25 protein-coding genes and 13 tRNA genes are annotated in these 26,784 nt (G+C 37.2%); 34 read left to right on the forward strand and 4 right to left on the reverse strand.

The annotated features are described in order from the left end of the window. Position 1: 1 nt before the first annotated feature. From AC6UDD_RS02035 to AC6UDD_RS02095, 13 genes are all read left to right on the forward strand, one after another. Positions 2-75, forward strand: a tRNA-Pro gene (locus tag AC6UDD_RS02035). A 25-nt stretch (positions 76-100) separates the two neighbouring features. Next, positions 101-174, forward strand: a tRNA-Met gene (locus tag AC6UDD_RS02040). 9 nt (positions 175-183) lie between these two features. Next, positions 184-257, forward strand: a tRNA-Ile gene (locus AC6UDD_RS02045). Positions 258-323: 66 nt separating this feature from the next. Further along, positions 324-413: transfer RNA gene (locus AC6UDD_RS02050), tRNA-Ser, on the forward strand. A 9-nt stretch (positions 414-422) separates the two neighbouring features. After that, positions 423-496: transfer RNA gene (locus AC6UDD_RS02055), tRNA-Met, on the forward strand. Positions 497-500: 4 nt separating this feature from the next. After that, positions 501-575 (forward strand) — tRNA-Asp (locus AC6UDD_RS02060). 7 nt (positions 576-582) lie between these two features. Next, positions 583-655 (forward strand) — tRNA-Phe (locus AC6UDD_RS02065). Positions 656-674: 19 nt separating this feature from the next. Continuing rightward, positions 675-745, forward strand: a tRNA-Gly gene (locus AC6UDD_RS02070). Between the two features lie 16 nt (positions 746-761). Further along, a tRNA-Ile gene (locus AC6UDD_RS02075) sits at positions 762-836 on the forward strand. Positions 837-838: 2 nt separating this feature from the next. Then, positions 839-926: transfer RNA gene (locus AC6UDD_RS02080), tRNA-Ser, on the forward strand. 8 nt (positions 927-934) lie between these two features. Further along, positions 935-1,007, forward strand: a tRNA-Glu gene (locus tag AC6UDD_RS02085). 24 nt (positions 1,008-1,031) lie between these two features. Beyond that, positions 1,032-1,105, forward strand: a tRNA-Met gene (locus tag AC6UDD_RS02090). A gap of 4 nt (positions 1,106-1,109) precedes the next feature. Then, positions 1,110-1,184 (forward strand) — tRNA-Asp (locus AC6UDD_RS02095). Positions 1,185-1,238: 54 nt separating this feature from the next. Here AC6UDD_RS02095 and AC6UDD_RS02100 read toward each other — a convergent pair. Beyond that, positions 1,239-1,739, reverse strand: coding sequence for a hypothetical protein (locus AC6UDD_RS02100; protein ID WP_500718128.1), 501 nt, complete (start codon positions 1,737-1,739; stop codon positions 1,239-1,241). 103 nt (positions 1,740-1,842) lie between these two features. On the opposite strand from AC6UDD_RS02100, the gene AC6UDD_RS02105 reads away from it, so the two are divergent. From AC6UDD_RS02105 to AC6UDD_RS02125, 5 genes are all read left to right on the forward strand, one after another. After that, on the forward strand, positions 1,843-2,583 hold the full coding sequence (locus tag AC6UDD_RS02105) for an MBL fold metallo-hydrolase (protein WP_500718130.1): 741 nt from the start codon (positions 1,843-1,845) through the stop codon (positions 2,581-2,583). A 15-nt stretch (positions 2,584-2,598) separates the two neighbouring features. After that, entirely contained in the window at positions 2,599-3,303 is a 705-nt protein-coding gene (locus tag AC6UDD_RS02110) for an adaptor protein MecA (protein WP_500718133.1), read from the forward strand. Positions 3,304-3,361: 58 nt separating this feature from the next. Continuing rightward, the gene (locus AC6UDD_RS02115; RefSeq protein ID WP_500718138.1) at positions 3,362-4,432 is read left to right on the forward strand and encodes a competence protein CoiA; all 1,071 of its coding nucleotides are present in this window, start codon (positions 3,362-3,364) and stop codon (positions 4,430-4,432) included. Between the two features lie 15 nt (positions 4,433-4,447). Further along, positions 4,448-6,250 (forward strand): oligoendopeptidase F, encoded by a 1,803-nt coding sequence (pepF, locus tag AC6UDD_RS02120; RefSeq protein ID WP_500718142.1) that lies wholly within the window; start codon positions 4,448-4,450, stop codon positions 6,248-6,250. Positions 6,251-6,330: 80 nt separating this feature from the next. Further along, on the forward strand, positions 6,331-7,140 hold the full coding sequence (locus tag AC6UDD_RS02125; RefSeq protein ID WP_500718146.1) for an aldo/keto reductase: 810 nt from the start codon (positions 6,331-6,333) through the stop codon (positions 7,138-7,140). Positions 7,141-7,189: 49 nt separating this feature from the next. On the opposite strand, the gene AC6UDD_RS02130 is transcribed toward AC6UDD_RS02125, so the two are convergent. After that, on the reverse strand, positions 7,190-7,774 hold the full coding sequence (locus AC6UDD_RS02130) for a DsbA family protein (RefSeq protein WP_500718149.1): 585 nt from the start codon (positions 7,772-7,774) through the stop codon (positions 7,190-7,192). A 176-nt stretch (positions 7,775-7,950) separates the two neighbouring features. On the opposite strand from AC6UDD_RS02130, the gene AC6UDD_RS02135 reads away from it, so the two are divergent. The 5 genes from AC6UDD_RS02135 (at position 7,951) to AC6UDD_RS02155 (ending at position 13,945) form a co-directional block, all read left to right on the forward strand. Continuing rightward, positions 7,951-8,586, forward strand: coding sequence for a GTP pyrophosphokinase (locus AC6UDD_RS02135; protein WP_500718153.1), 636 nt, complete (start codon positions 7,951-7,953; stop codon positions 8,584-8,586). Continuing rightward, a complete protein-coding gene (locus AC6UDD_RS02140; protein ID WP_500693946.1) occupies positions 8,583-9,395 on the forward strand; it encodes an NAD kinase in 813 nt (270 codons plus the stop codon). Before AC6UDD_RS02135 ends, AC6UDD_RS02140 begins: the two co-directional genes overlap by 4 nt. Next, a complete protein-coding gene (locus AC6UDD_RS02145; RefSeq protein WP_500718158.1) occupies positions 9,388-10,269 on the forward strand; it encodes an RluA family pseudouridine synthase in 882 nt (293 codons plus the stop codon). Before AC6UDD_RS02140 ends, AC6UDD_RS02145 begins: the two co-directional genes overlap by 8 nt. Positions 10,270-10,522: 253 nt before the next feature. Then, positions 10,523-13,057 (forward strand): SH3 domain-containing protein, encoded by a 2,535-nt coding sequence (locus tag AC6UDD_RS02150; protein ID WP_500718162.1) that lies wholly within the window; start codon positions 10,523-10,525, stop codon positions 13,055-13,057. Between the two features lie 72 nt (positions 13,058-13,129). Beyond that, a complete protein-coding gene (locus tag AC6UDD_RS02155; protein WP_500718165.1) occupies positions 13,130-13,945 on the forward strand; it encodes a MucBP domain-containing protein in 816 nt (271 codons plus the stop codon). A gap of 80 nt (positions 13,946-14,025) precedes the next feature. Here AC6UDD_RS02155 and AC6UDD_RS02160 read toward each other — a convergent pair whose 3' ends face one another. Then, entirely contained in the window at positions 14,026-14,607 is a 582-nt protein-coding gene (locus AC6UDD_RS02160; RefSeq protein WP_500718170.1) for a copper homeostasis protein CutC, read from the reverse strand. Positions 14,608-14,736: 129 nt separating this feature from the next. Here AC6UDD_RS02160 and AC6UDD_RS02165 point away from each other — a divergent pair, with 129 nt between their 5' ends. Beyond that, positions 14,737-15,249, forward strand: a complete 513-nt coding sequence (locus tag AC6UDD_RS02165; protein ID WP_500718174.1) for a tRNA (cytidine(34)-2'-O)-methyltransferase — start codon at positions 14,737-14,739, stop codon at positions 15,247-15,249. Between the two features lie 18 nt (positions 15,250-15,267). After that, on the forward strand, positions 15,268-17,658 hold the full coding sequence (locus AC6UDD_RS02170) for an FtsK/SpoIIIE family DNA translocase (protein WP_500718177.1): 2,391 nt from the start codon (positions 15,268-15,270) through the stop codon (positions 17,656-17,658). A gap of 49 nt (positions 17,659-17,707) precedes the next feature. On the opposite strand, the gene AC6UDD_RS02175 is transcribed toward AC6UDD_RS02170, so the two are convergent. Continuing rightward, a complete protein-coding gene (locus AC6UDD_RS02175) occupies positions 17,708-17,833 on the reverse strand; it encodes a DUF4044 domain-containing protein (protein ID WP_500693939.1) in 126 nt (41 codons plus the stop codon). Positions 17,834-17,929: 96 nt separating this feature from the next. On the opposite strand from AC6UDD_RS02175, the gene AC6UDD_RS02180 reads away from it, so the two are divergent. The 9 genes from AC6UDD_RS02180 to AC6UDD_RS02220 all read left to right on the forward strand — a co-directional run bounded on the left by AC6UDD_RS02180 (position 17,930) and on the right by AC6UDD_RS02220 (position 26,692). Next, positions 17,930-18,319 carry a DUF3397 family protein gene (locus tag AC6UDD_RS02180; protein ID WP_500718178.1) on the forward strand — a complete coding sequence of 130 codons (390 nt, stop codon included), beginning with the start codon at positions 17,930-17,932 and terminating at the stop codon, positions 18,317-18,319. A 133-nt stretch (positions 18,320-18,452) separates the two neighbouring features. Continuing rightward, positions 18,453-18,878 carry a division/cell wall cluster transcriptional repressor MraZ gene (mraZ, locus tag AC6UDD_RS02185; RefSeq protein WP_500709044.1) on the forward strand — a complete coding sequence of 142 codons (426 nt, stop codon included), beginning with the start codon at positions 18,453-18,455 and terminating at the stop codon, positions 18,876-18,878. A 16-nt stretch (positions 18,879-18,894) separates the two neighbouring features. Next, on the forward strand, positions 18,895-19,839 hold the full coding sequence (gene rsmH / locus AC6UDD_RS02190) for a 16S rRNA (cytosine(1402)-N(4))-methyltransferase RsmH (RefSeq protein ID WP_500718182.1): 945 nt from the start codon (positions 18,895-18,897) through the stop codon (positions 19,837-19,839). Positions 19,840-19,851: 12 nt separating this feature from the next. Continuing rightward, on the forward strand, positions 19,852-20,235 hold the full coding sequence (ftsL, locus tag AC6UDD_RS02195; RefSeq protein ID WP_500718185.1) for a cell division protein FtsL: 384 nt from the start codon (positions 19,852-19,854) through the stop codon (positions 20,233-20,235). After that, positions 20,232-22,373, forward strand: coding sequence for a penicillin-binding transpeptidase domain-containing protein (locus AC6UDD_RS02200; protein ID WP_500718189.1), 2,142 nt, complete (start codon positions 20,232-20,234; stop codon positions 22,371-22,373). The genes ftsL and AC6UDD_RS02200 overlap by 4 nt, the downstream gene beginning before the upstream one ends. Before the next feature lie 21 nt (positions 22,374-22,394). After that, positions 22,395-23,351, forward strand: a complete 957-nt coding sequence (mraY, locus tag AC6UDD_RS02205) for a phospho-N-acetylmuramoyl-pentapeptide-transferase (RefSeq protein WP_500718194.1) — start codon at positions 22,395-22,397, stop codon at positions 23,349-23,351. Between the two features lie 24 nt (positions 23,352-23,375). Next, entirely contained in the window at positions 23,376-24,752 is a 1,377-nt protein-coding gene (murD, locus tag AC6UDD_RS02210; RefSeq protein ID WP_500718196.1) for a UDP-N-acetylmuramoyl-L-alanine--D-glutamate ligase, read from the forward strand. Then, positions 24,752-25,864: an undecaprenyldiphospho-muramoylpentapeptide beta-N-acetylglucosaminyltransferase gene (murG, locus tag AC6UDD_RS02215; protein WP_500718199.1), complete on the forward strand. Its 1,113-nt coding sequence runs from the start codon at positions 24,752-24,754 to the stop codon at positions 25,862-25,864. Before murD ends, murG begins: the two co-directional genes overlap by 1 nt. Before the next feature lie 12 nt (positions 25,865-25,876). Next, positions 25,877-26,692, forward strand: a complete 816-nt coding sequence (locus AC6UDD_RS02220; RefSeq protein WP_500718204.1) for a cell division protein FtsQ/DivIB — start codon at positions 25,877-25,879, stop codon at positions 26,690-26,692. The last annotated feature ends 92 nt before the right edge of the window (positions 26,693-26,784 follow it).

Consider the following 26,784-nt stretch of genomic DNA (forward strand, 5'->3'; position numbering starts at 1 on the left):
TCGGGAAGTAGCTCAGCTTGGTAGAGCACCTGGTTTGGGACCAGGGGGTCGCAGGTTCGAATCCTGTCTTCCCGATTAGATACTTTTATGTATCTTAAATCGCGGTGTAGCTCAGCTGGCTAGAGCGTCCGGTTCATACCCGGGAGGTCGGGGGTTCGATCCCCTCTGCCGCGATTAGGTCTTGGACCTTTAGCTCAGTTGGTTAGAGCAGACGGCTCATAACCGTCCGGTCGTAGGTTCGAGTCCTACAAGGTCCATCCGAACGCTGTTTGGTGGGCGTTGAGGTTTATTGACTTATATGTTACAATTACTTTGTTGTTTTTGGAGGATTACCCAAGTCTGGCTGAAGGGAACGGTCTTGAAAACCGTCAGGCGAGTCAAATCGCGCGAGAGTTCGAATCTCTCATCCTCCTTTATATTATCGCGGGATAGAGCAGTCTGGTAGCTCGTCGGGCTCATAACCCGGAGGTCGTTGGTTCAAATCCAGCTCCCGCAATTTTGGTTCGTTGGTCTAGTTGGTTCAGGACGCCTGCCTGTCACGCAGGAGATCACGAGTTCGAGTCTCGTACGAACCGCTTAAATGGCTCGGTAGCTCAGTTGGTAGAGCAACGGATTGAAGCTCCGTGTGTCGGCAGTTCGATTCTGTCCCGCGCCACTTAATTAAATATTTTTATGCGGGTGTAGTTTAGTGGTAAAACCGTAGCCTTCCAAGCTACTGTCGCGAGTCCGATTCTCGTCACCCGCTTTTATTTGTTTTATTTGGGTCTATAGCTCAGTCGGTTTAGAGCGCACGCCTGATAAGCGTGAGGTCGATGGTTCGAGTCCACCTAGACCCATTGGAGAAGTACTCAAGTGGCTGAAGAGGCGCCCCTGCTAAGGGTGTAGGTCGCGCAAGCGGCGCGAGAGTTCGAATCTCTCCTTCTCCGTTTATTATGACCCGTTGGTCAAGTGGTTTAAGACACTGCCCTTTCACGGCAGTAACATGGGTTCGAATCCCGTACGGGTCATCATTATTTTTACTATATAATTATCGCGGGATAGAGCAGTCTGGTAGCTCGTCGGGCTCATAACCCGGAGGTCGTTGGTTCAAATCCAGCTCCCGCAATTTTGGTTCGTTGGTCTAGTTGGTTCAGGACGCCTGCCTGTCACGCAGGAGATCACGAGTTCGAGTCTCGTACGAACCGTATCATTATCATATAAAAAAAGAGATGAATAATTCATCTCTTTTTTTATATCTATTAATTATTTGTCGGTGCAACTCGTTGATAACTAGCTGAGCGGTAATCAATGTTAGGATCGTTTTTGAATTTAGAAACAATACTTTCAGGACGATTAGCCCAATCATTGTAGGCATAAGCTCCACGCCATAAGGTAAGAATAATACGCTTAGTATGATCCTTTGAATCTGACATATAATACCCAGAAAACATCCCACTTGGTAATTCAGGACTACTCATGAAGGTGTTCATGTTTGCGTCTAAAACTTTACGTTGGTCATTAGATGGTGAAAGTTCCACATAATTAATGAAATAACTCCAGTTATCTTCGCCAACGTGTGAAAGGACGTCATAAGTGATGGGACTTTTAAAAATTGATTCCTTTCCACTGTAATCCAGGAGCTGGAGGCCTGAATCATTATTATTGGTGGAGAATAGTGCTAAATCTCTTTCGGGATTACTTTTCATGATGTGTACTAACACATTCTTCGTGCCAAATGTTACAGAAATTTGTCTTATCATATTATTAACTTCCTTTTGATGTAAATTACTTCATAATTAGTTTAGAATAAATCCTAATGAGTTAAAAGGAAAATGTCCTAATTTTTAGAAATGGGGAATAAAAATGAAACTTACGGTTTTAGGTGATTATGGTGGATATCCTTATGATGGAATTGGTACTAGTGGATATTTAGTTACTAGCGGTGACTTTAATTTGTTAATTGACTGTGGGAGTGGAATAATGCTCTCATTAGAGAAGGTCTTAGACCCACTAAAATTAAATGCAGTTATCTTGTCACATTATCATGCAGATCACATCGCTGATGTTGGAGTGTTACAGTATTATTGGCAGTTACATGATAAACGTTATGATACCGATATTCTGCCAATTTACGGAAACACAGCTGATCAGATTCATTACAACCAGTTAGATTGGCCCAATTCGACTGAAAAAGAACCCTTTAGTGCCGATAGTGAACTTGAAGTGGGACCATTTACAGTTACATTTTTAAAGACAATCCATCCTGTGCCAGCCTTTGCAATGAAGATTGTTGAGCGATCATCTGGAAAAGTATTGAGTTACACAGCTGATACACGTTATTTTGATGGTCTGATTAATTTTGTTCAGAACTCTGATATGTTAATATCAGATACGAATTTCTTTGAGGACGTGGATGGTGAATTGTGGCATATGACTTCTAAACAGTCGGGTCACTTAGCTCGATTGTCAGATAGTAAGAACCTGTTAATAAGTCATCTCCCTCAAAGTGGTAGTCACGTAAAATTGTTACAGCAAGCACAACAAGCCGCTGGTAAAAATGTTAATGTTGAATTGCCTAAAATAAGAAAGGCAATTAGGATTTAGGAGGCGATTCGTTTTATGAAATTCCATCGTGTTAACAAAGATACAATCCGTGTATTGATTAACAAAGAAGATTTAAAAAAGCATGGAATTGGGATGCTTGATCTTTTAGGGAATCGAGAAAAATGTGAACAATTTTTCTATAGCATTCTTGATGAAGCTGACGTTGAAAAAGACTTTACGGATACAGATACGGTTTTGTTTCAAATTCTTCCTAGCCAAGATGGATTAGAGTTATTTATTAGTAAAGATAAGAATATTTCAAATCAAATTGGTGATAATGGTGGGATGTTACCTCCATTAAATGAAAATAGGCGGCAACGAACTAGCAAAAATGTTAACGATATTCGTAAGATGTATGATATTTTTGATAAAAAAGCTGGTAAACGACTGATTCCAATCAAGTTTAATTCATTTGATGATTTAATTGGTCTTGCCAATAAATGGAAAGAAGTTACTCCCCGCCATTCAGTAGAATTAAAAACTGATTTGTATCAATATCAAAATTCGTATATTATTATGTTTAGATACTATTTAAATGGTCAGTACGATAGTGAGGGTAATTCTAATCTTGATGACCTTAATCATATGATTAATGATGAAATGGGAATTGTTTATGAGTATGGAAAGATTGCGCCACTGACTGAAGACAAATTAAAGAAGCATGGTAAGCAAATTACGGTTGGTGATGCACTTGAAACAATTGCATATTATTTTAAGTAAAAAGATTCGCATTTAGCGAATCTTTTTTCGTATATTGCGAAGGGTCTTTTTTATGTTAATGGCTTTAGAAAATGGAAAGCTAATTATGGCACGAGATGCCAAGAGGAATCATAAATATTATTGCTGTGATTGTGGTGAATTGGTGGTTTTGAAAAAGGGTATTAATAAAATTCCACACTTTGCTCATCAAGCAAATTCAAAGTGTAAAACGGGAGCCGGTGAATCTTATGCGCATACACTTGGCAAAGACATCATATTAAACTCGTTACCATGTGATGCTGGTGTAGAGGTATATTTACCAGCTTTAAAACAACGAGCGGATATTCTTTTGAGTAATATGGCAATTGAGTATCAATGCAGCCCTATTAGCTTTAAACAATTGAGTAAGCGGGTTGCTGGCTACCATTCAATTGGCTTGGAATCTTCTTGGATCTTGGGAATGAAATATTATAAAAAGAAGGTTTCAAGTCCTTCGGTACTTCAATTCATTAGATATAATAGAAACACGGGGTATTATCTTGTTTATATGAATTCTTTTAGATCACGATATTTTATCCGCTACCAAATTCATCAAGTTGATGGGGTCTATCGTTACCGAGAGAAGTCATTTAAATGCTGGTATTCAATGTTTAAATTTTTTAACAAAAAGCAATCTGATAAATTAAGGCAGCCCAATTTAATCAAAGTATGTAAACAAATTGAGAAGAAAGTTTGCTATCGTGATCAGTGGATGATGGCTTTACAGGAATACTGCTACCTAAATGGCAGGACGGTGACTGGATGTCCACTTATTTGTCATCATTATCGTATGTTGCCTCCAGTTTTCGGTCATCAGTGGTTGACTTGGGAAATAATTTTCATCTGTGAACTAAAAAAGTGGGTTGGTAAAAGTATTTTTCAATTTATGGATAAAGTATATCAAGAAAGCCATTTTGCTGATCCAAATGATCAATTTGTTTTTCTAACCAATGTTGAAAATGTAAGGAAGGTTTATATTCAAAGGTTTGTGGCTTGTTTGATTCATAATAAGCTGTTGGTGATTGATGATGGAAAGATTGAACGAGTTGAAGAATTTACGTGGTATAGAGATGTTTATGCTAAGATAAGCATGATTAAGAAACGTTCATGAAATGGAGATTGTAAAATGTCAAAGATAAATGATTTGCCAAATCGAAACGAGGTTCCAAAAGAATTAACTTGGGATTTGACTACTGTGTATAAGGATCATGCGGAGTTCGAACGAGCATATAGTGAAGTTAATGATTTAGTTGGAAAGGTTAGTCAATTAAAAGGGCAACTTGGCTTAAATAGTGAGTCGCTTTTAACTGTAATTAGGCAAGTATTGGACTTGAATCGAAAATATGAAAAATTATATGTTTATGCTCAGTCAGCTAGTGATGTTGATACTACTAATAATGACCTTCAAAGTGACATGGACCGGGTTAATAAATTAGGAAGCAAAGTTGGTCAGGCACAGTCTTGGTTAGAACCCGAAATCATTTCCTTAGGGTCTAAAAGCATCGAACAGTTTATTAGGGAAAATCCAAAGTTAGAAGAATATCGAAGATTTTTTGATAAGATTTTAGTTAATCAGGATCATGTCTTACCTGAGGACCAAGAAAAGTTGATGGCTAGGGCTTCAACAATTTTTGAGGCACCCGAAAAGACGTTTGGAATCTTAGATAGTTCTGACCTTAAATTTCCTCAGGTGGATGATGGGTCGGGTAAAAAAGTACGACTTTCTAACGGTATTTATAGTTTACTTTTGGAGTCACAAGATCGAAAAGTGAGAGAGAATGCTTTCAAATCCTTTTACTCAACCTTTGACCAATTTCAAAACACACTTGCTTCAACTTTGTCAGCAGAAGTATCTGTTCATAACTTTGAAGCACAGACGAGAAAATATGATTCAGCTCGACAAATGGCAATGAGTGAAAATGAGATTCCTGAAACTGTCTATACAACCTTAGTAAAAAGTGTTCATGATCACTTACCGTTATTTCATCGGTACGTTGCGCTCAGAAAAAAAGCTTTAAATGTTTCTGAATTACACATGTATGATATGTATGTGCCATTAAGTGGAAAACCAAGTCTCAAGTATTCCTTTGGTCAAGCGAAGGAGGAAGCTTTAAAGGCACTAAGTGTTTACGGTCCGGATTACGTTAAACACGTTAAAGAAGAATTTAATAATCGTTGGATTGATGTAGTTGAAAATAAGGGAAAACGAACGGGAGCATACTCATCTGGGATGTATGATACGAACCCATTCGTTTTGCTTAATTGGCAAGATAATCTTGATAATTTATACATTTTGGTTCATGAGACGGGGCATAGTATGCACAGTTACTATGCTTCTCATAATCAGCCGTATCAGTACGGGGATTATTCAATTTTTGTAGCTGAAATTGCATCAACGACTAATGAAAACATCCTGACGGATTATTTACTCAAGAATAATTCAGATCCAGAGGTTCGCAAATACATCCTTAATTCCTATTTAGATGGAGTAAAGGGAACAATTTTTCGGCAAACCCAGTTTGCTGAATTTGAAGAGTTTATCCATCAATCAGAACAAGAAGGAAAGTCGTTAACTGCGGACTTTATGAACAAATACTACTTTAGTTTGAACCAAGAGTACTATGGAAAAGACGTTGTTTCTGATCCTGAGATTCGACTTGAATGGTCCAGGATTCCCCACTTTTACTATGATTTCTACGTTTATCAGTACGCAACTGGTTTTGCGGCTGCTTCCGCATTAGCGGATCGAGTTATGAGTGGAGATCCTAAAAAGATTGATTCGTATCTGAACTATTTAAAATCAGGAAGTAGTAAGGATCCTATTACTATTATGAAAGCAGCTGGAGTTGATATGACTAAACCGGATTATTTAAATCAAGCCTTTGATAAGTTTGAAAGACGCTTAGATGAACTGGAAAAAATGCTTTAAAGCTACTGTGAGCACAATGTTTGAAATATTATGTGAGAGGAATATGCTGTACTTGTAATTAATTGAGGAGGGGTGTTTGCATGACAGCTAAAGATGAAACATTTACTTTAAATAATGGGATTAAAATCCCACAGATCTTTTTTGGAACATATGAAATTCCAGCTAAAGAGACGGAAAAGAGTGTTGATCAAGCGTTAAAGGATGGTTATCCTGGGATTGATACTGCGCGTGATTACGGCAACGAACGTGAAGTTGGAAATGCAATCAAGAACAGTGATGTTAACCGGGATGATATTTTTCTCACTACTAAGATTGAAAGTCCAGAATCTTACGATGAAGCAACTAGCATGATTGACGAAGCACTGGAAAAACTACAAACTGACTATATTGATTTAATGTTGTATCATTGGCCTGCAGGTGATTTAACTGAAACTTATAGAGCAATGGAAGATGCCGTTAAGGCTGGTAAATTAAAGAGCATCGGCTTGTCTAACTTTTATGGTGATGATCTCAGTACCATTTTGAAGAGTGCTACCATTAAACCAGTTGTCGATCAAGTTGAGACTAATGTATTTAGGCAACAAAAGGACTTTTTGCCGGTTGCTAAAAAAGATGATTTACGACTGGAAGCTTGGTCACCATTTGCACGAGGTCGTAACGGCTTCTTTACCAACGAAACACTAAAGAAGATCGCACAAGATCACGATAAGACGATCGGTCAGGTTGGACTTCGCTTCTTGATTCAAAACGGAATTATTGTTTTACCACGATCCACCAAGCCAGACCGGATTAAAAGTAATTTAGATATTTTCAATTTTGAATTAACGCCTGATGAAATGAAAGAAATCGGTCAACTCGATACTGAAAAGAGTCAGTTTGGTTGGCTTTAATATTAAAAAAGGGTTTCACACTTTTAAAAGTGTGAAACCCTTTTTTATTCTAGAGAACTCGAAGATTATTTGTTTGTTTAATTTTACCATCAAGCTCTCGTGATTCCTTTTGAATTATGTGGTTACAAATATCAAATAATTCCTGGTAATCAACTTTATCAATTAGTAAACCGTTGTCTGAAGAATCACAGTCGAATATTACTAAATTACCATGATTTGAAATATTCATTTCTGAAATCATTTGTTGATCAGATTGAAAAGTGCTCTCAGTTAATTTTGATCGACGGTCTTCTTTAAACATTTCCAAGTCTAACTTAGCTTTTTTGGCAACGTCGTAAACTAAGCTATCACAGTAAGTCATGTTTCTTTTTAAAATGTCTTGCTGTAGTGCAAACAAAAAGGTTCGACCCTTTTTGGCTCCTTGAAATAAGGCTGCTTTATAATCAAGGATTAGTTTATATGGAAGAAGTTGTGAGTGAGCTTCCTTATTACCAGATATAACGCTAAGGTTCATGATCGGAATGATTCGAAATGATGTCTTACAGGGTAATTGTTTTGCCAAACGATCAATGGTTCGTTCAGACTCAGCACAATCACTGCAAGTTGGGTCTACAAATAAATATAGTTCAATCATAACTTTTTCCTTTCCTAGTTTGTTATCTTTCTCTTCTATAACGACGCACTTACTAGATTATCATTTTTTTATAAAAATTCAATAAATTTGTTTTAATACTCTTATTATACTGGGATGATAATCAAGTGTGGTATTATGTTTCTGGAACAATATGACAGACTGGAGATTGTTGTTTTATGGTGGAGAATTGGGATGACTTTTTATTTCCATATCAAGAAGCTTCAAATGAATTAAAATTAAAATTACGTGGGATTCGCTCAGAGTACTTAGAACGCGGCGAACGCTCACCCATTGAGTTTGTTACTAGTAGGATTAAACCAATTGATAGTATCAAGGAAAAAATGCAGCGACGTCACATTGAGGAATCACGTTTGTCTGAAGACATGGAAGATATTTGTGGGTTGCGTATTATGTGTGAATTTCTTGATGATATTTACACGGTAGTAGATATTCTTAGAAAACGAAATGACATTAATATTTTAGAAGAACGGGATTACGTTAATAATGAAAAAGCCAGTGGCTACCGTTCATACCACATTGTATTTAGTTATCCCTTGCAGTTAGTTGGGGGACAAAGAGATATCCTGGCTGAAATTCAAATTCGGACTTTAGCAATGAACTTTTGGGCTACCATTGAACATTCTTTAAATTATAAGCATCCTGATGTTTTTCCTCCTGAGGTTCATAAGAGGTTACAGGGAGCATCCGAAACCGCTTATAAGTTGGATGAAGAGATGTTAGAGATTAAACAAGAGTTAGATCGCGATCTTAAGGACCAAAACGATAAACACGAATCGAGGGACCAAAAATGAAAATTGCAATTTATAGTAACGATGGTGAGACCTCGAGTCGAATTGCATCGGAATTATCAAAAGAAATTGAAAATGCAAAAGATTTAGAAATTGATGAACTTAATCCTGAAATTGTGATTTCCGTTGGTGGAGACGGTACGTTACTTTCTGCTTTTCATCATTACGATGATTTGACTGACAAGATTAGGTTTGTTGGAATTCACACGGGTCATTTGGGATTTTATACTGACTGGCGTGATACTGAAGTGACCCAGTTGGTTGAAAGTTTGAAGCATGATAATGGCCAAAGCGTGAGCTATCCACTGTTGGACATCGAAGTTGATTATGCCGATGGTGGCCAACCAGATTATATGATTGCGCTAAATGAGGCTACCTTTAAAAAGTTGTTTGGAACAATGGTGGCTAAAGTTTTCATTAAAGGTGAACTTTTTGAAAATTTCCGTGGTGATGGTTTATGTATTTCGACTCCCACTGGGTCAACGGCGTACAATAAGTCGGTTGGGGGAGCAATTATTTCTCCTAAATTTAATTCTATTCAAGTTGCTGAGATGGCGTCGATTAATAACCGGGTCTTTCGGACGATTGGTTCACCGATCATTATTCCGCCAACTGAGTCAATCACGATTGTCCCAGAGGTATCGCTTCATAACGTTTTAACTTATGATCAGCTGTTAATTAAGGATCGTCCAATTAAATCAATTAAGTTTAAAATTTCTAAGCGTCGAATTTATTTTGCCAAATACCGTCACACTCATTTTTGGCAGCGGGTAAGTAATTCATTCATTGGAGAAACTCTTGACGATGATTAGTTTTGATTGGATTTATGATGAATATAAACCCATGAAAGTCAGAACGTTTGTGATGAAAAATGGAGTTACCAGATCGCTACTTAAAAGTATTCGTTATCATGGCGGTCATTTGATGGTGAATGGCAAGGATGTCTATACCAGTTTTGAATTGTCACGTGGCGATCGAGTTAGGGTCATTTTGCCACCCGAAGAACAAAATGATTTTTTGCAGGTTTCCCATTTGCCAATTAAGATTTTATTTGAAAACGATAATTTTTTGGTGATTGATAAACCAGCTGGTTTTGCGTCTGTTCCTTCACATATTTACCCTAATGACACGATTTTAAATCGTGTTTTAGGGTTTTATGTTAGAAATGACTATCCCAGTAAGAAAGTTCATATCGTCAATCGGCTTGATCGTGATACGAGCGGTCCTGTGATTTTTGCTAAAAATCATTTGGCTCATTCAGTTCTCGATAAGCAATTAAAAGATCGTAAGATTAAAAAGGACTACGTTGCCGTAGTTTCAGGTGAACTTAACATCAAGCACGGACAAATTGTTCTCCCGATTGGGAGGAAACCCGGTTCATTTATTGAACGAGAAGTGAGAGACGATGGGAAGTACTGTCGAACTGAATTTTGGACATTGAAAGTTAATAATGGGATGTCGTTGGTTAAGATTAGGCTGCATACGGGGCGAACACATCAAATTCGAGTTCATTTTGCAAAAATTGGCTATCCACTAGTAGGAGATTGGTTATACAATCCACACGGTCAAAGCGATACACGACAAAAGTTGCATTGCTATCAAACGACATTTTTTGATCCGTTTGAAAAAAGAGATATTAAAGTAGAATCTAAAATTCCCATGGGTTTTAAAAGATTATTGGATTAGTGTTTGCTTCATTGATTATTGTGAGTTGTTAGTTAGATAAAACAAAAATTCTAGGACAAGCTTGCCCTAGAATTTTTGTTCTGTGACGGCTAAGGATGATTAAAAGTTAATAAATTAAGTCAATGGGGTAGACATTTAGATGTTTTCACATTAGAATAATTACTATTAATATTGTTTATATTTTTATTAATTTTTGATCGTTAGATGTTATACTTAATTATGATGTTACAGTTTTGAAAAGGAGAGATAATTGATGAAGAAGCTCATTAAGAAGCACAACCAAATGGCTCTTAGTACCGGAGAGACTAAACGCCGTAACAAATTGGTGAAAACCAAAAAGGGCTGGATGAAAGTAGCAATGGGTACTGTCTTTGCCAGTGCAGCATTGTTCACGTTTAACTTAAATAGTTCAGTAAATGCTGATAAGGTAAGTACTGTCCCAGTTTCTGAAAGTGAACAGGCTTCAAATGCTCAACCAAAGAAGGACATTGTTCAAGAACAACCAACAGTTGCAAACACTAATCAAACCCAAAACAATAGTGACTCAACCCAAGCGGAAAATACTGATAAGACTGCCACACAGCCACAACAAGCAGAATCAGTAAATGGTGAGACAAATACAGAAGTTAAGAATTCTTCTGAAACAAATGTACATACACCAACATTACAATCAAATGATTCTAAACAATCTCAGAACGGAAATGAAGTTACTACTGATAATCAACAACCAACTAAGACTGATCAAGCAGTTCAAACTAACTCATTAAGTGATAGTAAGGCTGTTTCAAAATCGACTGAGACTAATAATGTCAAGAATCAGAATGATTCTAATGAACAGCAGCAATCACCAAAAGTTTCAGAGACTAGTGATCAACAGCAGGTAACAAAAACTCCTAAAGCTGATGCTAGTCAACAATCAGCACAGAATTCTGAAGTTGCTCTCAAGGCAACGGATAATGCTGAAAATGAGAACAAAGTTTCTGAAAATAATAATGATCATCAACAGAGTGCAGATCAAAATCAAAACGTGAACTTAAAGGCTGACGTTGCTACTCCAGATAAGCAGATTGGTCCCGGTTATTATGATTCAAGCGTTGAAAATAACGTAAATCAAAACGTGCAACGCCCATCACAATATACTAATTTTAATGTTTCAAATAACACTAATTTTGCTAGTTATACTCAGGACTTTATCAATAAGGTGACTCCTGGTGCAATTGCTGGATGGAAGAAATATGGTGTTTTACCATCAATTTCAATCGCTCAGGCCATCATTGAAAGTGGTTGGGGGAGATCTGGATTAGCCGTTAAAGGCAACAATTTATTTGGAATCAAAGGTTCTTATAACGGTCAATCAATCTACTTTCCAACTCAAGAATACATTAATGGTCAATGGGTTACTGTTCAAGCAGCCTTTAGATTATACCCAAGTTGGGCTGCAAGCATTGAAGACCATGGTGCTTTCTTAAGAGACAACCCACGTTACAGCAACTTACTTGGTGTACGAGATTACGTGAGTGTAGCCTATGCTTTACAAAATGATGGATATGCGACTGATCCTAGTTATGCTCAGACACTTATTAACTGTGTCCGTAACTATAATTTAACTAGCATCGATCAAATCGCCTTTCAAGATGAAGGAAACCCGTTACCAGCTCCAGATGTTAAACCAGCTTCTGGTACTTATACCTTCAGTCAAATGACCAATATTAGAACTTCACCAAGTCTAAGTGCGCCGGTTGTAGGACAGTATAAAGCTGGAGAGAGTGTGATTTACAATGGTACGGTTGATGCTGATGGATATACATGGTTAAGATACAAGTCATATTCTGGTGATGATTTGTATGTCGCTAAGATAAGCGATGTACCAGCCTCAAATCCAGAGTCAAATGTCACACCAGCTTCTGGAACCTATACTTTTGGTCAAACTACCAACATTAGAACTGCTCCAAGTACAAGTTCTCAGATTGTAGGTCAATACGATGCCGGTGAACGAGTTGTTTATGACGGGACTGTCCAAGCCGATGGATACACATGGTTAAGATATCGTGGTGGATCAGGTGCCTATCGTTACGTTGCTAAATTAAGCAATACTTCTACTCCCGCACCTAACCCAGATGCAAACGTTAAGCAAGAATCAGGGATGTATACCTTTAATCAAACTACCAACATTAGAACTGCTCCAAGTACCAGTTCACAAGTTGTGGGACAGTACGATGCCGGTGAGCGAGTTGTTTATGACGGTACTGTTAATGCCGATGGATACACATGGTTAAGGTATAAGGCAGCTTCAGGTGCCTACCGTTACGTTGCTAAACTAGATAACAACACTTCAACTCCAAATAACCAACCAAATGTCACTGAAACTTCAGGTACCTATACTTTTGGTCAAACTACTAATATTAGAACTTCACCAAATACTAATTCACAGGTTGTAGGCCAATATAATGCCGGTGAACGAGTTGTGTATGATGGTAAAGTGATTGCTAATGGATACACATGGTTAAGATATCGTGGTGGATCAGGTGCATACCGTTATGTTGCTGAATTAGGAAATGGTTCTGCTTCTGGTAATAACCAATCAGATGTTACTCCAACTTCTGGACGATTTACCTTCAGACATGCTACTAACATTAGAACTTCACCAAATACCAGTTCACAAATTGTAGGTCAATACGATGCTGGAGAAAGCGTTGTTTATGATGGCAAAGTAATTGCTAATGGATACACTTGGTTAAGATACCGAGCAGCTTCAGGTGCATATCGCTACGTTGCCGACTTGAACTAAAATTAATTAGGTGAAAATAATTTTTAGGAACACCCTTAAACATTTTCAAATAAATGAAATGGAGTATGGATTATGAACTTAAAGAAAGTAACCTCACTAATTTTAATTAGTTTTGCAGTGGTCACCATGGGAGTGTTTGTTCCCAATGTGGGACATGTTAATGCACAAACTACTCAATTTGCACAGGGTAATAGTGGTCAAGGGGAGATTGTAGTTCACTACGTTGATCAAAATGGTCAAGTAATTCGTCCTGCAACCACCGCCATGGGAGCAACTGGTAGCACCTATATTGCGTCGATTCCTAACATTCCTGGATACAAGTATTCTAGTATTCAAAATGGACAAAATAATAGTAATGGCCCCCAAATGACATTTGGTGGTAGTGATAGTTCTACGGATATTATGGAAATGACGATTATTTATTCATCAACTGGTAGTAATACGGCAAGTAATAAACAACCTAACCGTGCTAATGCTGGTGTGAGTTCCAATGGTAATAATGGTAGTCAGACTAATGGTAAGAATAAAAATAATAACGGGACTAGTGATAGTTCAGCTACTGGCAACCAGAAAAATGCTACTGGTAATAATCAGACGAATGAAAAAAATCAAAATGACAAAGCCAAAGATCAATCAAAGGCCAATGGTAATTCCAAAAAAACCAATGCTGATAAGAATGCCAAGGATAAAAAGAATCAATCTGATAAGAAGAATCAGAAAGATAAAAAGGCAAAAAAGGATCATGACAAAAATGATGCTAAGCACGAGAAAAAAGATGGGAATAAAGTTACTCCTTGGGTAGTTGGTGGAATCATTGTGGTGGTAGTTGCTGGAGTTGGTGCGTTTCTATGGCACAAGTTCAGAGGACCACGTCATTTTGAGCATTAAAAAAGTTCATTGATTGTAGAAAAACAAATAATCCCGTAACGCTAAAAACTAGCGTTACGGGATTATTTTTATAGCTGAAGCTATTTTTTGTTAATTATAATATTGGGATCAGCAATCTTTTGGACTTTATCCAATTCATCTTTGGACTCTACAAGTGGAATTAACTGAAGATTCTGATAATTTTTTATTTTTGCAGATAAACTTTCTATTCTGGTTGATGCAACTACTCCAGCAAAGTTATTGTTATCAATCCAGTTCAGAGTATCAGTCCAATTTTTTTCAATTATTTGATCAAATACAGGTGAAAAATATAGTTGCATGCCGCCTGCTGCCGCCATTAAAATTTCCATGGCTTCTAAGTCGACTTTATTTTGGTCATTTAAAGCACCAATAATGACACCATCAACACCTAACTCTTGGCATTGGAAAAGATCATCTTCCATGATTTTTATCTCAGAATCATTAAAGGTACTAGTATTATTATTTGATGAAATTAAGACGTCGAGACTTCGCTTTTTTTCGTGGGCATATTTACATGCTTCTGCGATAAATCCACGACTAGGGGTCATCATCTCCTGGTTAATTGCAATTTTTAATTGAGAGGTTTCAAGTTCAGCAGATACCTCTCTAAATTTTGATACAAGTGGTTCAACGATTGTCATATAAACTACCTCCTGCAATAATTATAACTATTATAGATCTGAATTGACATCGATTTTGCGCTTAAATGGAATTAGACGCGTGATATAATTGAAAAAGAAAGTTATTGAACGAATTATTGGAGGATGTAAATGACTAATCATATTGCATTATTTGAACCATTAATGCCAGCTAATACTGGTAATATTGCAAGAACATGTGCGGGGACTGATACCGTTCTTGATTTAATTAAACCATTGGGTTTTTCGGTTGATGATAAACACTTAAAGAGAGCTGGATTAGATTACTGGGATAAGGTTAAGATCAATTATCACGAAAATCTTCCCGAATTTTTAAAAACCATTCCAGACAAGCAAAGGCTGTTTTTGGTTTCAAAGTTTGGGAAAAAGGTGTATACAGATCCTGATTATAGTGATAATAACGAGGATTATTATTTTTTGTTCGGCAAAGAAACGACGGGATTGCCTGAAAACTTTGAACGGCAATATTCAAAACAAGCGATTAGAATTCCACAAGATGATTCTCATATTCGAGCATTGAATTTATCGAACACTTGTGCGATTGTAATATATGAGGCTTTAAGGCAACAGAAATTTGCTGGACTTGAAGTGACTCATACGTATGAGCACGATAAATTAAAATAATGCGAAGGGGTGCCTTAGTTGGCTCAACGAAAAACAAAACGTAAAACTACAAAGCGTAAGACAACGAGAAAACGTCGTCCAAGGAAAAAAAGAAATTCTGTCTGGACCAAATTAAAAAGCTTTTACGGTGAAAAGAAATTAAATATTATTGGTTTGATTTTTCTGTTGATCGCTGTTTTAGGATTTTTCAGCTTAGGAATGGCGGGGACTTTGTTTGCTAATGTATTTCGGTTAGTGGTTGGGAACGCCTACCAGGTTTTGGCAATTTTTCTAGGTGTTTTCGGCAGCTTGTTACTTTTAGGAATTAAGATTCCTCGAATCGATTACCATTATATTTTTGGTTTTTTGATAGCATTCATAGGTTGGATTTTAAACTTATCCATTATCTTTTCGAATTCTTTAAATTCTCATGTTAACTTTGTGTCTACCACTTTCAATGCGTTACTTTCTGATATTACTAACGGTGTCTCTACTAGTAACGTTGGGGGTGGGATGATTGGCGCCACGTTATTATCTTTTTTCGATACCCTTATCTCGTTAGTTGGAACTTTGATCCTTGCGTACAGTTTAATGGTTGTTGGAGCGATTATCTTCTTTAAACTACCAGTTATTAAGTGGATCAAGGGCCTTTTAACTTGGTCAGCTAAGTGGATCACTGCAATTATCGCGTCATTTAATCGGGCACACCTGAATAATCAAGAGCGACGAAATAAGCGAAAATTACAAAAGCAGCAATCAGCAAAGACAAATCAGTTTCAAGATCATTTAGAAAACCAAAAAGAAAATGAGGAGAACAGTTCGAAGTCTCAAGCATCCGTTAAGTCACCAACTGCTCCAGTCAATAAGCCAACGGAACGTGTTGGTGTTAAACAAAATGAGAATACGCCTCACATAACGGTTGCAAGTAGGAAGCCTAAACGGAATCATTCTGATAATAATTCCAAAATGAGTTTACCAACTTTTGAAAATAATTCCTCTGGTAACCACTATCAACTTCCTTCAACTAATCTCCTTACTAAAGTGCCAGAGCAAGATCAGACCGCAGAATATAATGCGATCGATAAAAATACGAAAATTTTACAAAAAACTTTAAAGAGTTTCGGGGTTGATGCTGAGGTAAAGAATGTAAGCTTAGGACCATCGGTTACTGAATATGAGTTGCATCCAGCAATTGGTGTAAAAGTTTCTAAAATTGTCAATTTGAGTGATGATATTGCACTTGCATTAGCAGCAAAAGACATCAGGATTGAAGCACCAATTCCAGGCAAATCTTTAATTGGGATCGAAGTTCCTAATAAATCAATTTCGACCGTTTCATTTCGGGATGTATTTGAAAATCAGACCGGCAATAACCATGGTATTTTGAATGTTCCTTTAGGTAAAAACGTTAACGGTGATGTTGTTTCTTGCGATATTACCAAGATGCCTCATTTGTTAATTGCGGGATCAACTGGAAGTGGTAAGTCGGTTGCAATTAATTCGATTCTCACAAGTATCCTTTTAAAAGCGACTCCCGACCAAGTCAAGTTTATGTTAATTGATCCTAAGAAAGTTGAGTTGGGTGTTTATAATGGTATTCCTCATCTTTTAAGCCCAGTGGTTTCAGATCCTAAGAAGGCCGCTCGCGCTCTTCATAAAGTGGTTGACGAAATGGAACATCGTTATGAGATGTTTGCCCAGACAGGTCAACGTAAAATTAGTGGATATAATAAGTATATTCAAGAAAAGAATCGGACTGAAGGGACGGCTCTTCCAACTCTCCCATACATTGTAGTGGTTGTTGATGAACTAGCTGATTTAATGATGACGGTCTCAAATGAAGTGGAGAGTGCCATCATTAGATTGGCTCAGATGGGAAGAGCAGCTGGGGTTCATATGATTTTGGCAACTCAACGTCCGTCAGTTGATGTTATTACCGGATTGATTAAGGCTAATGTCCCATCAAGAATCGCTTTTGCGGTATCAAGTGGAGTTGATTCAAGAACAATTTTAGATACGAATGGAGCTGAAAAATTGCTTGGGAGGGGTGATATGTTGTATCTCCCGATCGACCAAAATATTCCAGCGCGTGTCCAAGGTTCCTTTATTTCTGATAGTGATGTTGAAAACGTGATTGATTTTGTCAAGAAACAAGCTGAACCCGAATATGATGACTCAATGATGGTTACTGATGCTGAAATTAAAGAAGAAGAAAAAGACGATGATGAGGATGATTTATTTGATGATGCTCTGAAATTTGTTGTAAAAGAACAAAAAGCCAGTACGTCGATGATTCAACGTCAGTTTCGAATTGGTTATAACCGGGCGGCTCGGATTGTTGATGATATGGAACAACGTGGGTATATCGGACCACAACACGGAAGTAAACCTAGAGACGTGTATAAGAAGCCTTATGATGATGAAAAATAAAAAGACACTCTGAATTTGCTTCAGAATGCCCTAAAACGATATTATTAATTTACATGCCACCAAAGAAAGCAGCTGCTGATCCAGCAACCACTGATAAAATGGTTGCAATAATCATTAACCAAACAAAGATCATTAAGATCTTTTGAAACGTTGTTTTATCTTTCCATTTATTCAAAGTATCCACCACTTTCAGTATTCATACTGTCATAATTCTAACTTTGAACTAAAAATATTGCAAATCACTTATTATACCTAATTTACGAGGTTAAAAATGGTCAATTATATATCTAATCTACATCTATTAGTGGAGTCATTAATTAAGCCTTTACTCCTTTTCATTATTATTGGTTTTATTATTATTTTGTTTAAGCGCATTACTAAAAATCGGATGTTTCAACGGTTGAGTGTTCTTGATTCATTTCCAATCATTGGGATTTGGTTAGTTCACGTTATTACTATGACAAGTCATGGGTTTTCGTTTTTACCATTATTCGTTTTGGCTTGGATGATAATTGGGATTATCTTTTTGTTTTATCGAGTGATCGATGAAGGACAGTTGTTGCCAAAACAATTTTTAGTTAATTTTTGGCGAATAAGTGACATTTATTGGATAATTATCTTTATATTTTCTTTGATTATAAAAATTATTATAATACATTGATATAAAAGCATTCCTGGGATTTATTTTCCGGAGTGCTTTTATTTTTTGTGGATTTTTATGGAGGCAAAGTGGTAGGAAGTGGTTTATTGTGGTAAACTAAATTTATATTTAGGGGAGAAGGGAATGATGAATTATGTTCATGGGCGAATATCGACATAATATCGATGCCAAGGGACGTCTCATCATTCCCGCTAAATTTAGAGATTTATTAGGAGATAAGTTTGTCATTACCCGTGGTTTGGATGGCTGTCTTTTTGGTTATACCGAGAGTGAGTGGCAAAAAGTTCAAGATAAGATTAATGAACTACCGTTTAACAAGAAAGATGCGCGAATGTTTTCACGTTTTTTCTTTTCTGCGGCCACTGAATGTGATATTGATAAGCAAGGTCGAGTCAATATTCCGACCGCGCTTTGTAAGTATGCCAACCTGACTAAAAACTGTGTTTTGGCTGGAGTATCGACTAGGTTTGAAATTTGGGATGCTTCTAAGTGGGATAACTATACGGATGAGGCTGCAAGTGAGTTCAGTGATATTGCTGAAAATTTACTTGATGTCTAACTTGAGGTGAATTTTAATGTCTACGTTTAAACATCAAACGGTTTTATTAAATGAGGCTATTCGTGGTCTGGATGTTAAGGCCAATGGGATCTATGTTGATTGTACTCTTGGAGGCGGAGGCCATAGTTCTAAGATCTTGTCGGAACTAAAAAATGGTCATTTATACGCTTTTGATCAAGATCAAGTTGCCATCGATTATAATCAATCACATTTAGAAAAGTTCTTAAAAGATAATGAAATTACTTTTATTCATGATAATTTTAGAAATCTTAAACGTGATTTGAAACGTTATGATGTCGCTGGAATTGATGGGGTTGTTTATGATTTAGGAGTTTCTTCACCACAATTGGATGATGCCGAGCGAGGCTTTAGTTATCAAAAGGATGCCCGTCTTGATATGCGGATGGATCAAAGAAATGATCTAGATGCTTGGGAAGTTATTAATCACTGGTCGTATGAAAAGTTAGTGAAAATTTTTTATCGGTATGGTGAGGAAAAATTTTCTAAGCAAATTGCTCGTAGTATTGAAAAAATTAGGTCTGATCATCCGATTGATACTACAAGTCAGTTAGCTGAAATCATTAAGGATGCCATTCCAGCTCCAGCACGAAGACATGGTGGTAACCCAGCTAAACGCGTTTTTCAAGCCGTACGAATTGCCGTTAATGATGAGCTAGGCGCTTTAGAAGATTCACTTGAGCAGGCGTTAGACATGTTAAATGTTCATGGTCGGATTAGTGTAATCACGTTTCAATCGCTTGAAGATCGTTTGGTAAAGGGGATTTTTAAAGAAAAAACCACCATTCAAGATTTACCCCATGATTTACCAGTCATACCGGATTCAATGCAACCAAAATTTAAAATGGTCCAAAGAAAACCAATTTTACCCAGTGCTGATGAACTTAGTCAAAATCATCGATCGCACAGTGCCAAACTCAGAATCATTGAGAAAATTAAATAGGAGGTGGGAACTTTGGCACAAAATGGTCTAGCAAAAAAAGAATATTCAAATGGAAACGCGTATGAAACATATCGAAGAAATCAGATCAATTCAAAACGAGTTACTACTCCGAAAAGAGAACATAAGTTCAGTCCTAAGCTGGAAATTACAATTTTAGTAGTTGGATGTGCGACGATATTCTTAATGTCAGTCGCATTGGTTTGGACAAGAATTTCACTTTCAGGTGCTCAACAAACGTTGCAAGATACTGAGAGTCGATCAACAAGAATACATAATACCAATACCGGACTTAGGCAACAAATTGATGAACTTCAAAGTAGTTCACGTTTAGATAAGGTTGCTAAGGGATCGGGTTTAAAACTTTCAAATGATCAAATAAGGAACGTCACAAAATGAATAAAAAACAAGAGCAGATAAAAAATCGGAAAAATGCGATTGCTAATCGAAAAAAATTTGGGATGTATTTTCGGATTTTAGTAATTGTAGTTTTCCTGTTGATTTTCGGCTTTTTTTTTAAAAAAGCAATTTTCAAAAGTGCGAATCACGTTAATTTGGCACAGCAAACAAAGAGTTTGTATGCCCAAACTAACGTGATTAAGTCTAAACGTGGAACCATCTATGATAACAATAATCAAGCGTTGGCTGAGGATACCAGTACTTACTCGATTTATGCTATTTTAAACAAGTCGCAAAAGACTAGAGATAATAAACCAGATTATGTAACTAATCCTGAAAAAACCGCTAGGGTCCTTTCTGAAAACTTGCCAATTAGTTACAAAGAAGCGCTTAAGACTCTTAAACCAAAGAAACAAGCTTTTCAGGTTGAATTTGGAAATCCAGGAAAAAACATTTCTTTAGTTGATAAACAAAAAATTGTTTCTCATCATTTGCCCGGCATTAAATTTGTTCAACAACAGAGTCGATTATATCCAAATGGGGTCTTTGCATCTCACATTGTTGGGTTGGCCTCTCCAGTTACCAATAACAAAACTAAGGAAACAAACTTAGTGGGACAAATGGGTCTTGAAAAGTCATTTAATAAAGTTCTGAGTGGGAAAAATGGGTATGAAGAAGTAAGACATGATAATTATGGTTACGAAGTACCTGATGATAATAAAAAAGAACGACCAGTGGTTAACGGAAATAGTGTTCATACCACAATTGATTCGCGACTAGAATTTCTACTTGAAAACCAGATGAGTGAGGTACAGTCACAGGTTCATCCAAAGAGTATGAATGCCATGTTGATTGATGCTAAGACCGGGAAAGTTTTAGCCGCCGCTCAACGACCAACTTTCAATGCTACAACTGGCAAGGGATTAGGCGGAATTTGGCGAAATACATTAACCCAAGATGCTTTTGAGCCAGGTTCAACTATGAAGATTTTTACGCTAGCCGCTTCAATTGATAGTGGTAATTTCCATGGAAATGAGCGTTATCTATCAGGTAAATATGATATTGATGGTAAGATTGTGCCCGATTGGCTACCAACAGGATGGGGAATGATCACTTATAATAAGGGATTTGCTTTGTCTAGTAACGTTGCCATGGCACATTTGGAACAACAAATGGGACCAAAGACCTGGAAAGATTACATTAATCGATTCCAGTTTCTGAAGAATACTAATTCAGTTTTTGGTGATGATGATTCGGGAAATATGCAATTTAAGTTACCAATTGAACAGGCTAATACTGCCTTTGGTCAGGGTATTCAAGTAACTGCTTTGCAGATGGTGCAAGCCATGACATCAGTTGCTAATAACGGAAAAATGATCAAGCCAAGGTTTGTTGATGATATAACCAATGATCATAATAAGGTGATTAAGAGTTATAAGGAAGAAACGTTGGGACATCCCATTAAACCTTCAACTGCTAAAGCCGTCCGAAAGCATATGGAAGATGTTGTTTATAAACCATATGGAATCGGTCAAGATTACAAGATTCCCGGATATCGAGTAGCCGCAAAGACCGGTACTGCTCAGGTAAGTAATGGATCTGGCGGTTATGAGAATGGTGACGATAGTTACCTGTATTCGGTTGCTGGAATGGTACCCTCTTCAAACCCAAGATACATTATGTACGTAAGTATGAAACAACCCACTTTAAATGGTGGAAAGACCGCTACTCAATTGATGGCGCAAATCTTCAATCCAGTTATGCAGCGGGCATTGACCCAAAATACAGCTGATGATGCGCAAGTTCCAGATGTCGTTAGTCAAAAAACTGATGTGGCTAAAGACCAACTTAGTAAAAGTCATTTGGAGCCAATTGTGATTGGTGATGGTGACACGGTTACTAAGCAAAGTCCAACGGCGATTGGTGCTGGTTCAGGAGATAATCACGTTATTTTGATCACTAGTGGAGTATTAAAGATGCCTAGTCTTAAAGGTTGGAGCGAAAAAGACGTTCAAACGCTTAGTGATCAATTGGGTATCAAATTAAGTACTAGCGGTAAGGGAAAAGTAGAAAGTCAGAGTATCAATGTAGGTCAAAGAATTACCCCCAAAGCTACGTTGACAGTTAAATTAAAATAAATTTTGAGAGGATGAAAAGTGATGGATTGGTTAATTCCACTAATTGGAGGATTTATTATTACACTGGGACTAACGCCAGTATTAATAAGTTATTTTAGATCAAAGCATGAAGGTCAGATGATCAGGGAGGAAGGTCCCAGCTGGCATGAAAGTAAGAGTGGAACGCCTACAATGGGAGGATTAGGTTTCATAATTGCAATTGTCATTACGTGCTTGATCTATGGATTAGTAGTTAGCCAATTGAAGTCAACGTTACTCATCCTAATCTTTGTTCTTGTGTTTTATGGACTAATTGGGATGTGGGATGACTCAATTAAACTTTTTAAGCGGCAAAATGAAGGATTTAAAGCTTGGCAAAAGTTCTTGCTTCAAGTCATTGGAGCACTGGTGTTTGCTTGGGTTTACTATGCTGATGGATTTCCAATGTCAATTCGCTTTTTTAACCTCGGCGAGATTCCATTAGGGTATTTCTATGTTTTGTTTATCATTTTTTGGCTGGCGGGCTTTTCTAACGCCGTTAACCTCACGGATGGATTGGATGGATTGGTAAGTGGATTATCAATTATAGCTTTTGGAGCTTATGCCATTGTTGCTCATTTTCAACACCAATTTGAAGTTGAAATTTTTTGTATGGCGGTTGCAGGTGCGCTTATCGCATTTCTGCTTTTTAATCACAAGCCTGCCAAGATCTTTATGGGTGACATGGGTTCTCTAGCACTGGGTGGTGCTTTAGCTGCCGTTTCAATTTTGCTTCACCATGAACTTTCGTTATTATGGGTTGGATTAGTATTTGTTGTTGAAACTGCCAGTGTCATCTTACAAGTCACATCATTTAAGTTAACTGGAAAAAGAATTTTTAAGATGACTCCCATTCATCATACCTTTGAGTTGATGGGCTGGAGTGAATGGAAGATTGATATTGTCTTTTGGCTAGTAGGTTTGTTTACTGCGATCACTGGCGTTATTACAATGATTTAATTTTTAGGGAGCTTAATTTTAATTATGAAAAACGTGGACAATTATAAAGATAAAAATATTTTAGTTTTTGGGGCTGGCATGAGTGGAACTAATGCTGCTAAACTGTTGGTTAAGCTGGGCGCAAATGTCACTTTAACCGATGCAAAACCAGCTGATCAAATTAAAGAATATGATGAATTAAAAGCAGATGGTGTAAGAGTAGTAGCAGGTAAATCACCTCTTTCCCTATTAGATGGAATTGATCTGATGGTCAAAAATCCTGGCATTCCATACGATAATGATTTGGTTAAAGCCGCTCAAGACAAAAACATTCCGATCATTGTGGAATTAGAACTTGCAGCAGAAATCTCAGATGCTCCGATTGTTGGGGTCACGGGTAGTAACGGAAAAACCACCACTACCACCATGATTACTAAAATGTTGCAAGCGGGCAAAAAAGATGGAACGGCCCTAGATGGTGGAAATATTGGAATTCCTGCCACCAAGGTAGCTCAAGAAGTTAATAAGAATGATGTCTTAGTATTAGAAATTTCGAGTTTTATGTTACTGGGGACTCCTAAACTTCATCCGCATATTGCTGTAATTACTAATATTTTTTCCAACCATTTGGATTACCACAAAACACGTGAAAATTACGTAAATGCTAAGATGCAGATTACTAAAAATCAAACCAAAGATGATTTTCTTGTCATGAATTTTGATAGTGCTGAATGGCGAGAATTAAGCAAGCGTAGTAAAGCTCAAATCGTTCCATTTTCACTCACTGATAAGTACAAAAATGGAGCCTATGTTTCTAATGGCGATATTTACTTTAAAGATGAATTTATCATGCACAAAAAAGATATTCGGGTTCCGGGTGAACAAAACGTTCAAAATGCCTTAGCCGCGATTGCGGTAGCTAAACTGTATAAAATCTCTACTGAAGCGATTGTTTCAGTATTAAAGAATTTTGGTGGAGTTAGACATCGTGTTCAATACGTTTTAACTGCTGACGATCGTGAGTTCTACAATGATTCTAAGGCAACCGACATTGAGGCCACCCAAATGGCTCTAAGAGGATTTGATGAACCGATCGTTTTGTTAGCAGGTGGGCTAGATCGTGGCTATACTTTTGATAAACTGGTTCCTGATTTTAAATCTAATTTAGCGGGAATTGTTTTATTTGGTGAAACCGCTGACTTGTTAGAAGATGCTGCCAAAAAAGCCGGTGTTCCACAAATTAAAAAAGTTAAAGACCTTGATGAAGCCGTACCAGAGGCGGTTAAGATGAGTAAACCAGGGGATATCATATTGCTGTCACCGGCTAACGCAAGTTGGGATCAATTTGCGACTTATCGTGATCGTGGGGATGAATTCATCAAAGACGTAGAGAAGTTAACTGGTAAAAAGGAGACTAAATAATGAGAATGATTGTATCCGGGGGAGGAACTGGTGGACATATCTATCCGGCGCTTGCCCTAATTGACGCGTTAAAAGCTCAAAAGCCTCATTCAGAGGTTTTGTACGTTGGGTCCGATCGCGGATTGGAAGGTAAAATTGTTCCGGAAAAGGGAATTAAATTTGATGCCTTAAAAATTCAAGGATTCAAACGGAAGTTGTTTAGTCTGTATAACTTTAAAACGATCTGGTTGTTTTTAAAAAGTGTCCAAGAGTCAAAAAAAATCATTAAAAATTTTAAACCAGATGTTGTGGTTGGAACCGGTGGGTATGTTTGTGGAGCCGTAGTATATGCTGCAGCTAAGTTAGGAATTCCAACCGTTATTCATGAACAAAATAGTGTTGTTGGTCTCACTAATCGCTTTTTGAGTCGTTATGTAGATGAAATTGCCATTGCTTTTGACGATGCTCGAAAACAGTTTCCCGAAAATAAAGTGGTTTTCACTGGCAATCCACGGGCACAGCAGGTTGCTAATATGAAAAGCGATTTTAAATGGAGTGAGTTTGGTTTAAAAGATGATGTTCCAACGGTGTTGATATTTGGTGGAAGCCAGGGAGCACTAAAAATTAATTCATCAACGGTAGAAGCAATCCCTGAATTTGACCGACGAAAATACCAAGTTGTTTTTGTTACCGGCCAGAAGCGATATCAAGGTGTTAAAAATGATTTAAAAAACATTAAAATTAACGACAATATCGCCGTTTTACCTTATATTTCAAATATGCCAGCGGTTCTGCCTAAAGTTGATTTAATTGTTGGACGTGCTGGTGCCACTAGTATTGCAGAAATAACTGCCATTGGGATTCCGGCCATTTTAATTCCAAGTCCCTATGTGACGGCGGATCATCAAACGAAGAATGCGATGAGTCTCGTAAAAAATAATGCCGCGATGATTTTGACTGAAAAAGATTTGAATGGGCAGTCTTTAGTGACAAAAGTCGACTCTTTAATGCATAACACTGAATTAAGAAAGCAAATGGCTACTAACTCATATGATATGGGAGTTCGTGATGCCGCTGACAAACTTTTAGGCGTTTGTGAGCAGGCAATTGAGAAGCATCATAAAAAAGCTTAACGGGTGATCTTAATGAAAACTAGCGATAATGATTCCAATTCATCAGGTCGGTTGGAAAAGTACCAGGAGAGAAAACAAAGGAAGAATAGTCGATATCGAGTTGGACACAAAATTCCTGGGATTAGAAAGCAACAACGCAAACAATTAATTAGAGGATTTTTGCCAATCTTATTATTGTTTATAGTAGTAGCTTTAGTTTCGCTCTATTTGGTATTGCCATACAGTCGGGTTTCATCGATCAACATTCAAACCAATCATCAGTTAAAGGGCGAGAATATTAAAGATCAGATACCATTTCGAGTTGGAGATTCGTTGCTAATGGTAAAGAGAAACAAAGCTAAGGCCCAAAAGTACGTGTTAGATCATAATGCGCAGGTTAAGCACGTTGATTTTTCTTTTAAAAAGCATAATCAATTATTGGTAAAGGTAGATGGATATTCGAATCCGGAGTACATTTTTAAAGCCGGAAAGTATTATCCAGTCTATCCGTCAGGTCATGTTTCCAGCGAAGCAGTTAAAATTGATGATCCTAACAATATCTGCACTGTTTCTGGATTTAAGCCAGGAAATGAAATTAGAAATGTGTTAAAGCAATACAAAAAGATTAGTCCATCAATTAGGAATCAGATTAAAGAGTTAAAAAATGCTAATACTAAAAGCAATCCGGAGCGGATTCAAATTTTGATGAAAGATGGAAATGAGATTTACGTCAAAATAAGTACTATGGCAGATAAGATGGCTTACTATCCTGCAATTGCGAAGGGCCTGAAACAAAAGAGCGTAGTTAACATGGAAGTGGGAGCATACTCCTATCCTTTGGGGAAATGAGAGCTCTTTATTAACGTTCATCATGTGTGTTAAAATTAAGTGAGATTATGGTATATTGGATAATCTGTTTCAATAGACCTTATATGGAGGTT

It is taken from the genome of Fructilactobacillus sp. X2R1C3 (genome assembly GCF_059901425.1).

Coding starts and splice junctions, on each gene's coding strand:
- AC6UDD_RS02180 (WP_500718178.1), top strand. CDS start 17,930: ATGGTCAATTATATATCTAATCTACATCTATTAGTGGAGTCATTAATT.
- murG (WP_500718199.1), top strand. CDS start 24,752: ATGAGAATGATTGTATCCGGGGGAGGAACTGGTGGACATATCTATCCG.
- AC6UDD_RS02130 (WP_500718149.1), bottom strand. CDS start 7,774: ATGATTGAACTATATTTATTTGTAGACCCAACTTGCAGTGATTGTGCT.
- pepF (WP_500718142.1), top strand. CDS start 4,448: ATGTCAAAGATAAATGATTTGCCAAATCGAAACGAGGTTCCAAAAGAA.
- AC6UDD_RS02100 (WP_500718128.1), bottom strand. CDS start 1,739: ATGATAAGACAAATTTCTGTAACATTTGGCACGAAGAATGTGTTAGTA.
- AC6UDD_RS02115 (WP_500718138.1), top strand. CDS start 3,362: ATGGCTTTAGAAAATGGAAAGCTAATTATGGCACGAGATGCCAAGAGG.
- AC6UDD_RS02200 (WP_500718189.1), top strand. CDS start 20,232: ATGAATAAAAAACAAGAGCAGATAAAAAATCGGAAAAATGCGATTGCT.
- AC6UDD_RS02165 (WP_500718174.1), top strand. CDS start 14,737: ATGACTAATCATATTGCATTATTTGAACCATTAATGCCAGCTAATACT.
- AC6UDD_RS02145 (WP_500718158.1), top strand. CDS start 9,388: ATGATTAGTTTTGATTGGATTTATGATGAATATAAACCCATGAAAGTC.
- AC6UDD_RS02220 (WP_500718204.1), top strand. CDS start 25,877: ATGAAAACTAGCGATAATGATTCCAATTCATCAGGTCGGTTGGAAAAG.
- AC6UDD_RS02135 (WP_500718153.1), top strand. CDS start 7,951: ATGGTGGAGAATTGGGATGACTTTTTATTTCCATATCAAGAAGCTTCA.
- AC6UDD_RS02110 (WP_500718133.1), top strand. CDS start 2,599: ATGAAATTCCATCGTGTTAACAAAGATACAATCCGTGTATTGATTAAC.
- mraZ (WP_500709044.1), top strand. CDS start 18,453: ATGTTCATGGGCGAATATCGACATAATATCGATGCCAAGGGACGTCTC.
- murD (WP_500718196.1), top strand. CDS start 23,376: ATGAAAAACGTGGACAATTATAAAGATAAAAATATTTTAGTTTTTGGG.
- AC6UDD_RS02140 (WP_500693946.1), top strand. CDS start 8,583: ATGAAAATTGCAATTTATAGTAACGATGGTGAGACCTCGAGTCGAATT.
- AC6UDD_RS02105 (WP_500718130.1), top strand. CDS start 1,843: ATGAAACTTACGGTTTTAGGTGATTATGGTGGATATCCTTATGATGGA.
- AC6UDD_RS02160 (WP_500718170.1), bottom strand. CDS start 14,607: ATGACAATCGTTGAACCACTTGTATCAAAATTTAGAGAGGTATCTGCT.
- AC6UDD_RS02155 (WP_500718165.1), top strand. CDS start 13,130: ATGAACTTAAAGAAAGTAACCTCACTAATTTTAATTAGTTTTGCAGTG.
- mraY (WP_500718194.1), top strand. CDS start 22,395: ATGGATTGGTTAATTCCACTAATTGGAGGATTTATTATTACACTGGGA.
- AC6UDD_RS02125 (WP_500718146.1), top strand. CDS start 6,331: ATGACAGCTAAAGATGAAACATTTACTTTAAATAATGGGATTAAAATC.
- AC6UDD_RS02150 (WP_500718162.1), top strand. CDS start 10,523: ATGAAGAAGCTCATTAAGAAGCACAACCAAATGGCTCTTAGTACCGGA.
- rsmH (WP_500718182.1), top strand. CDS start 18,895: ATGTCTACGTTTAAACATCAAACGGTTTTATTAAATGAGGCTATTCGT.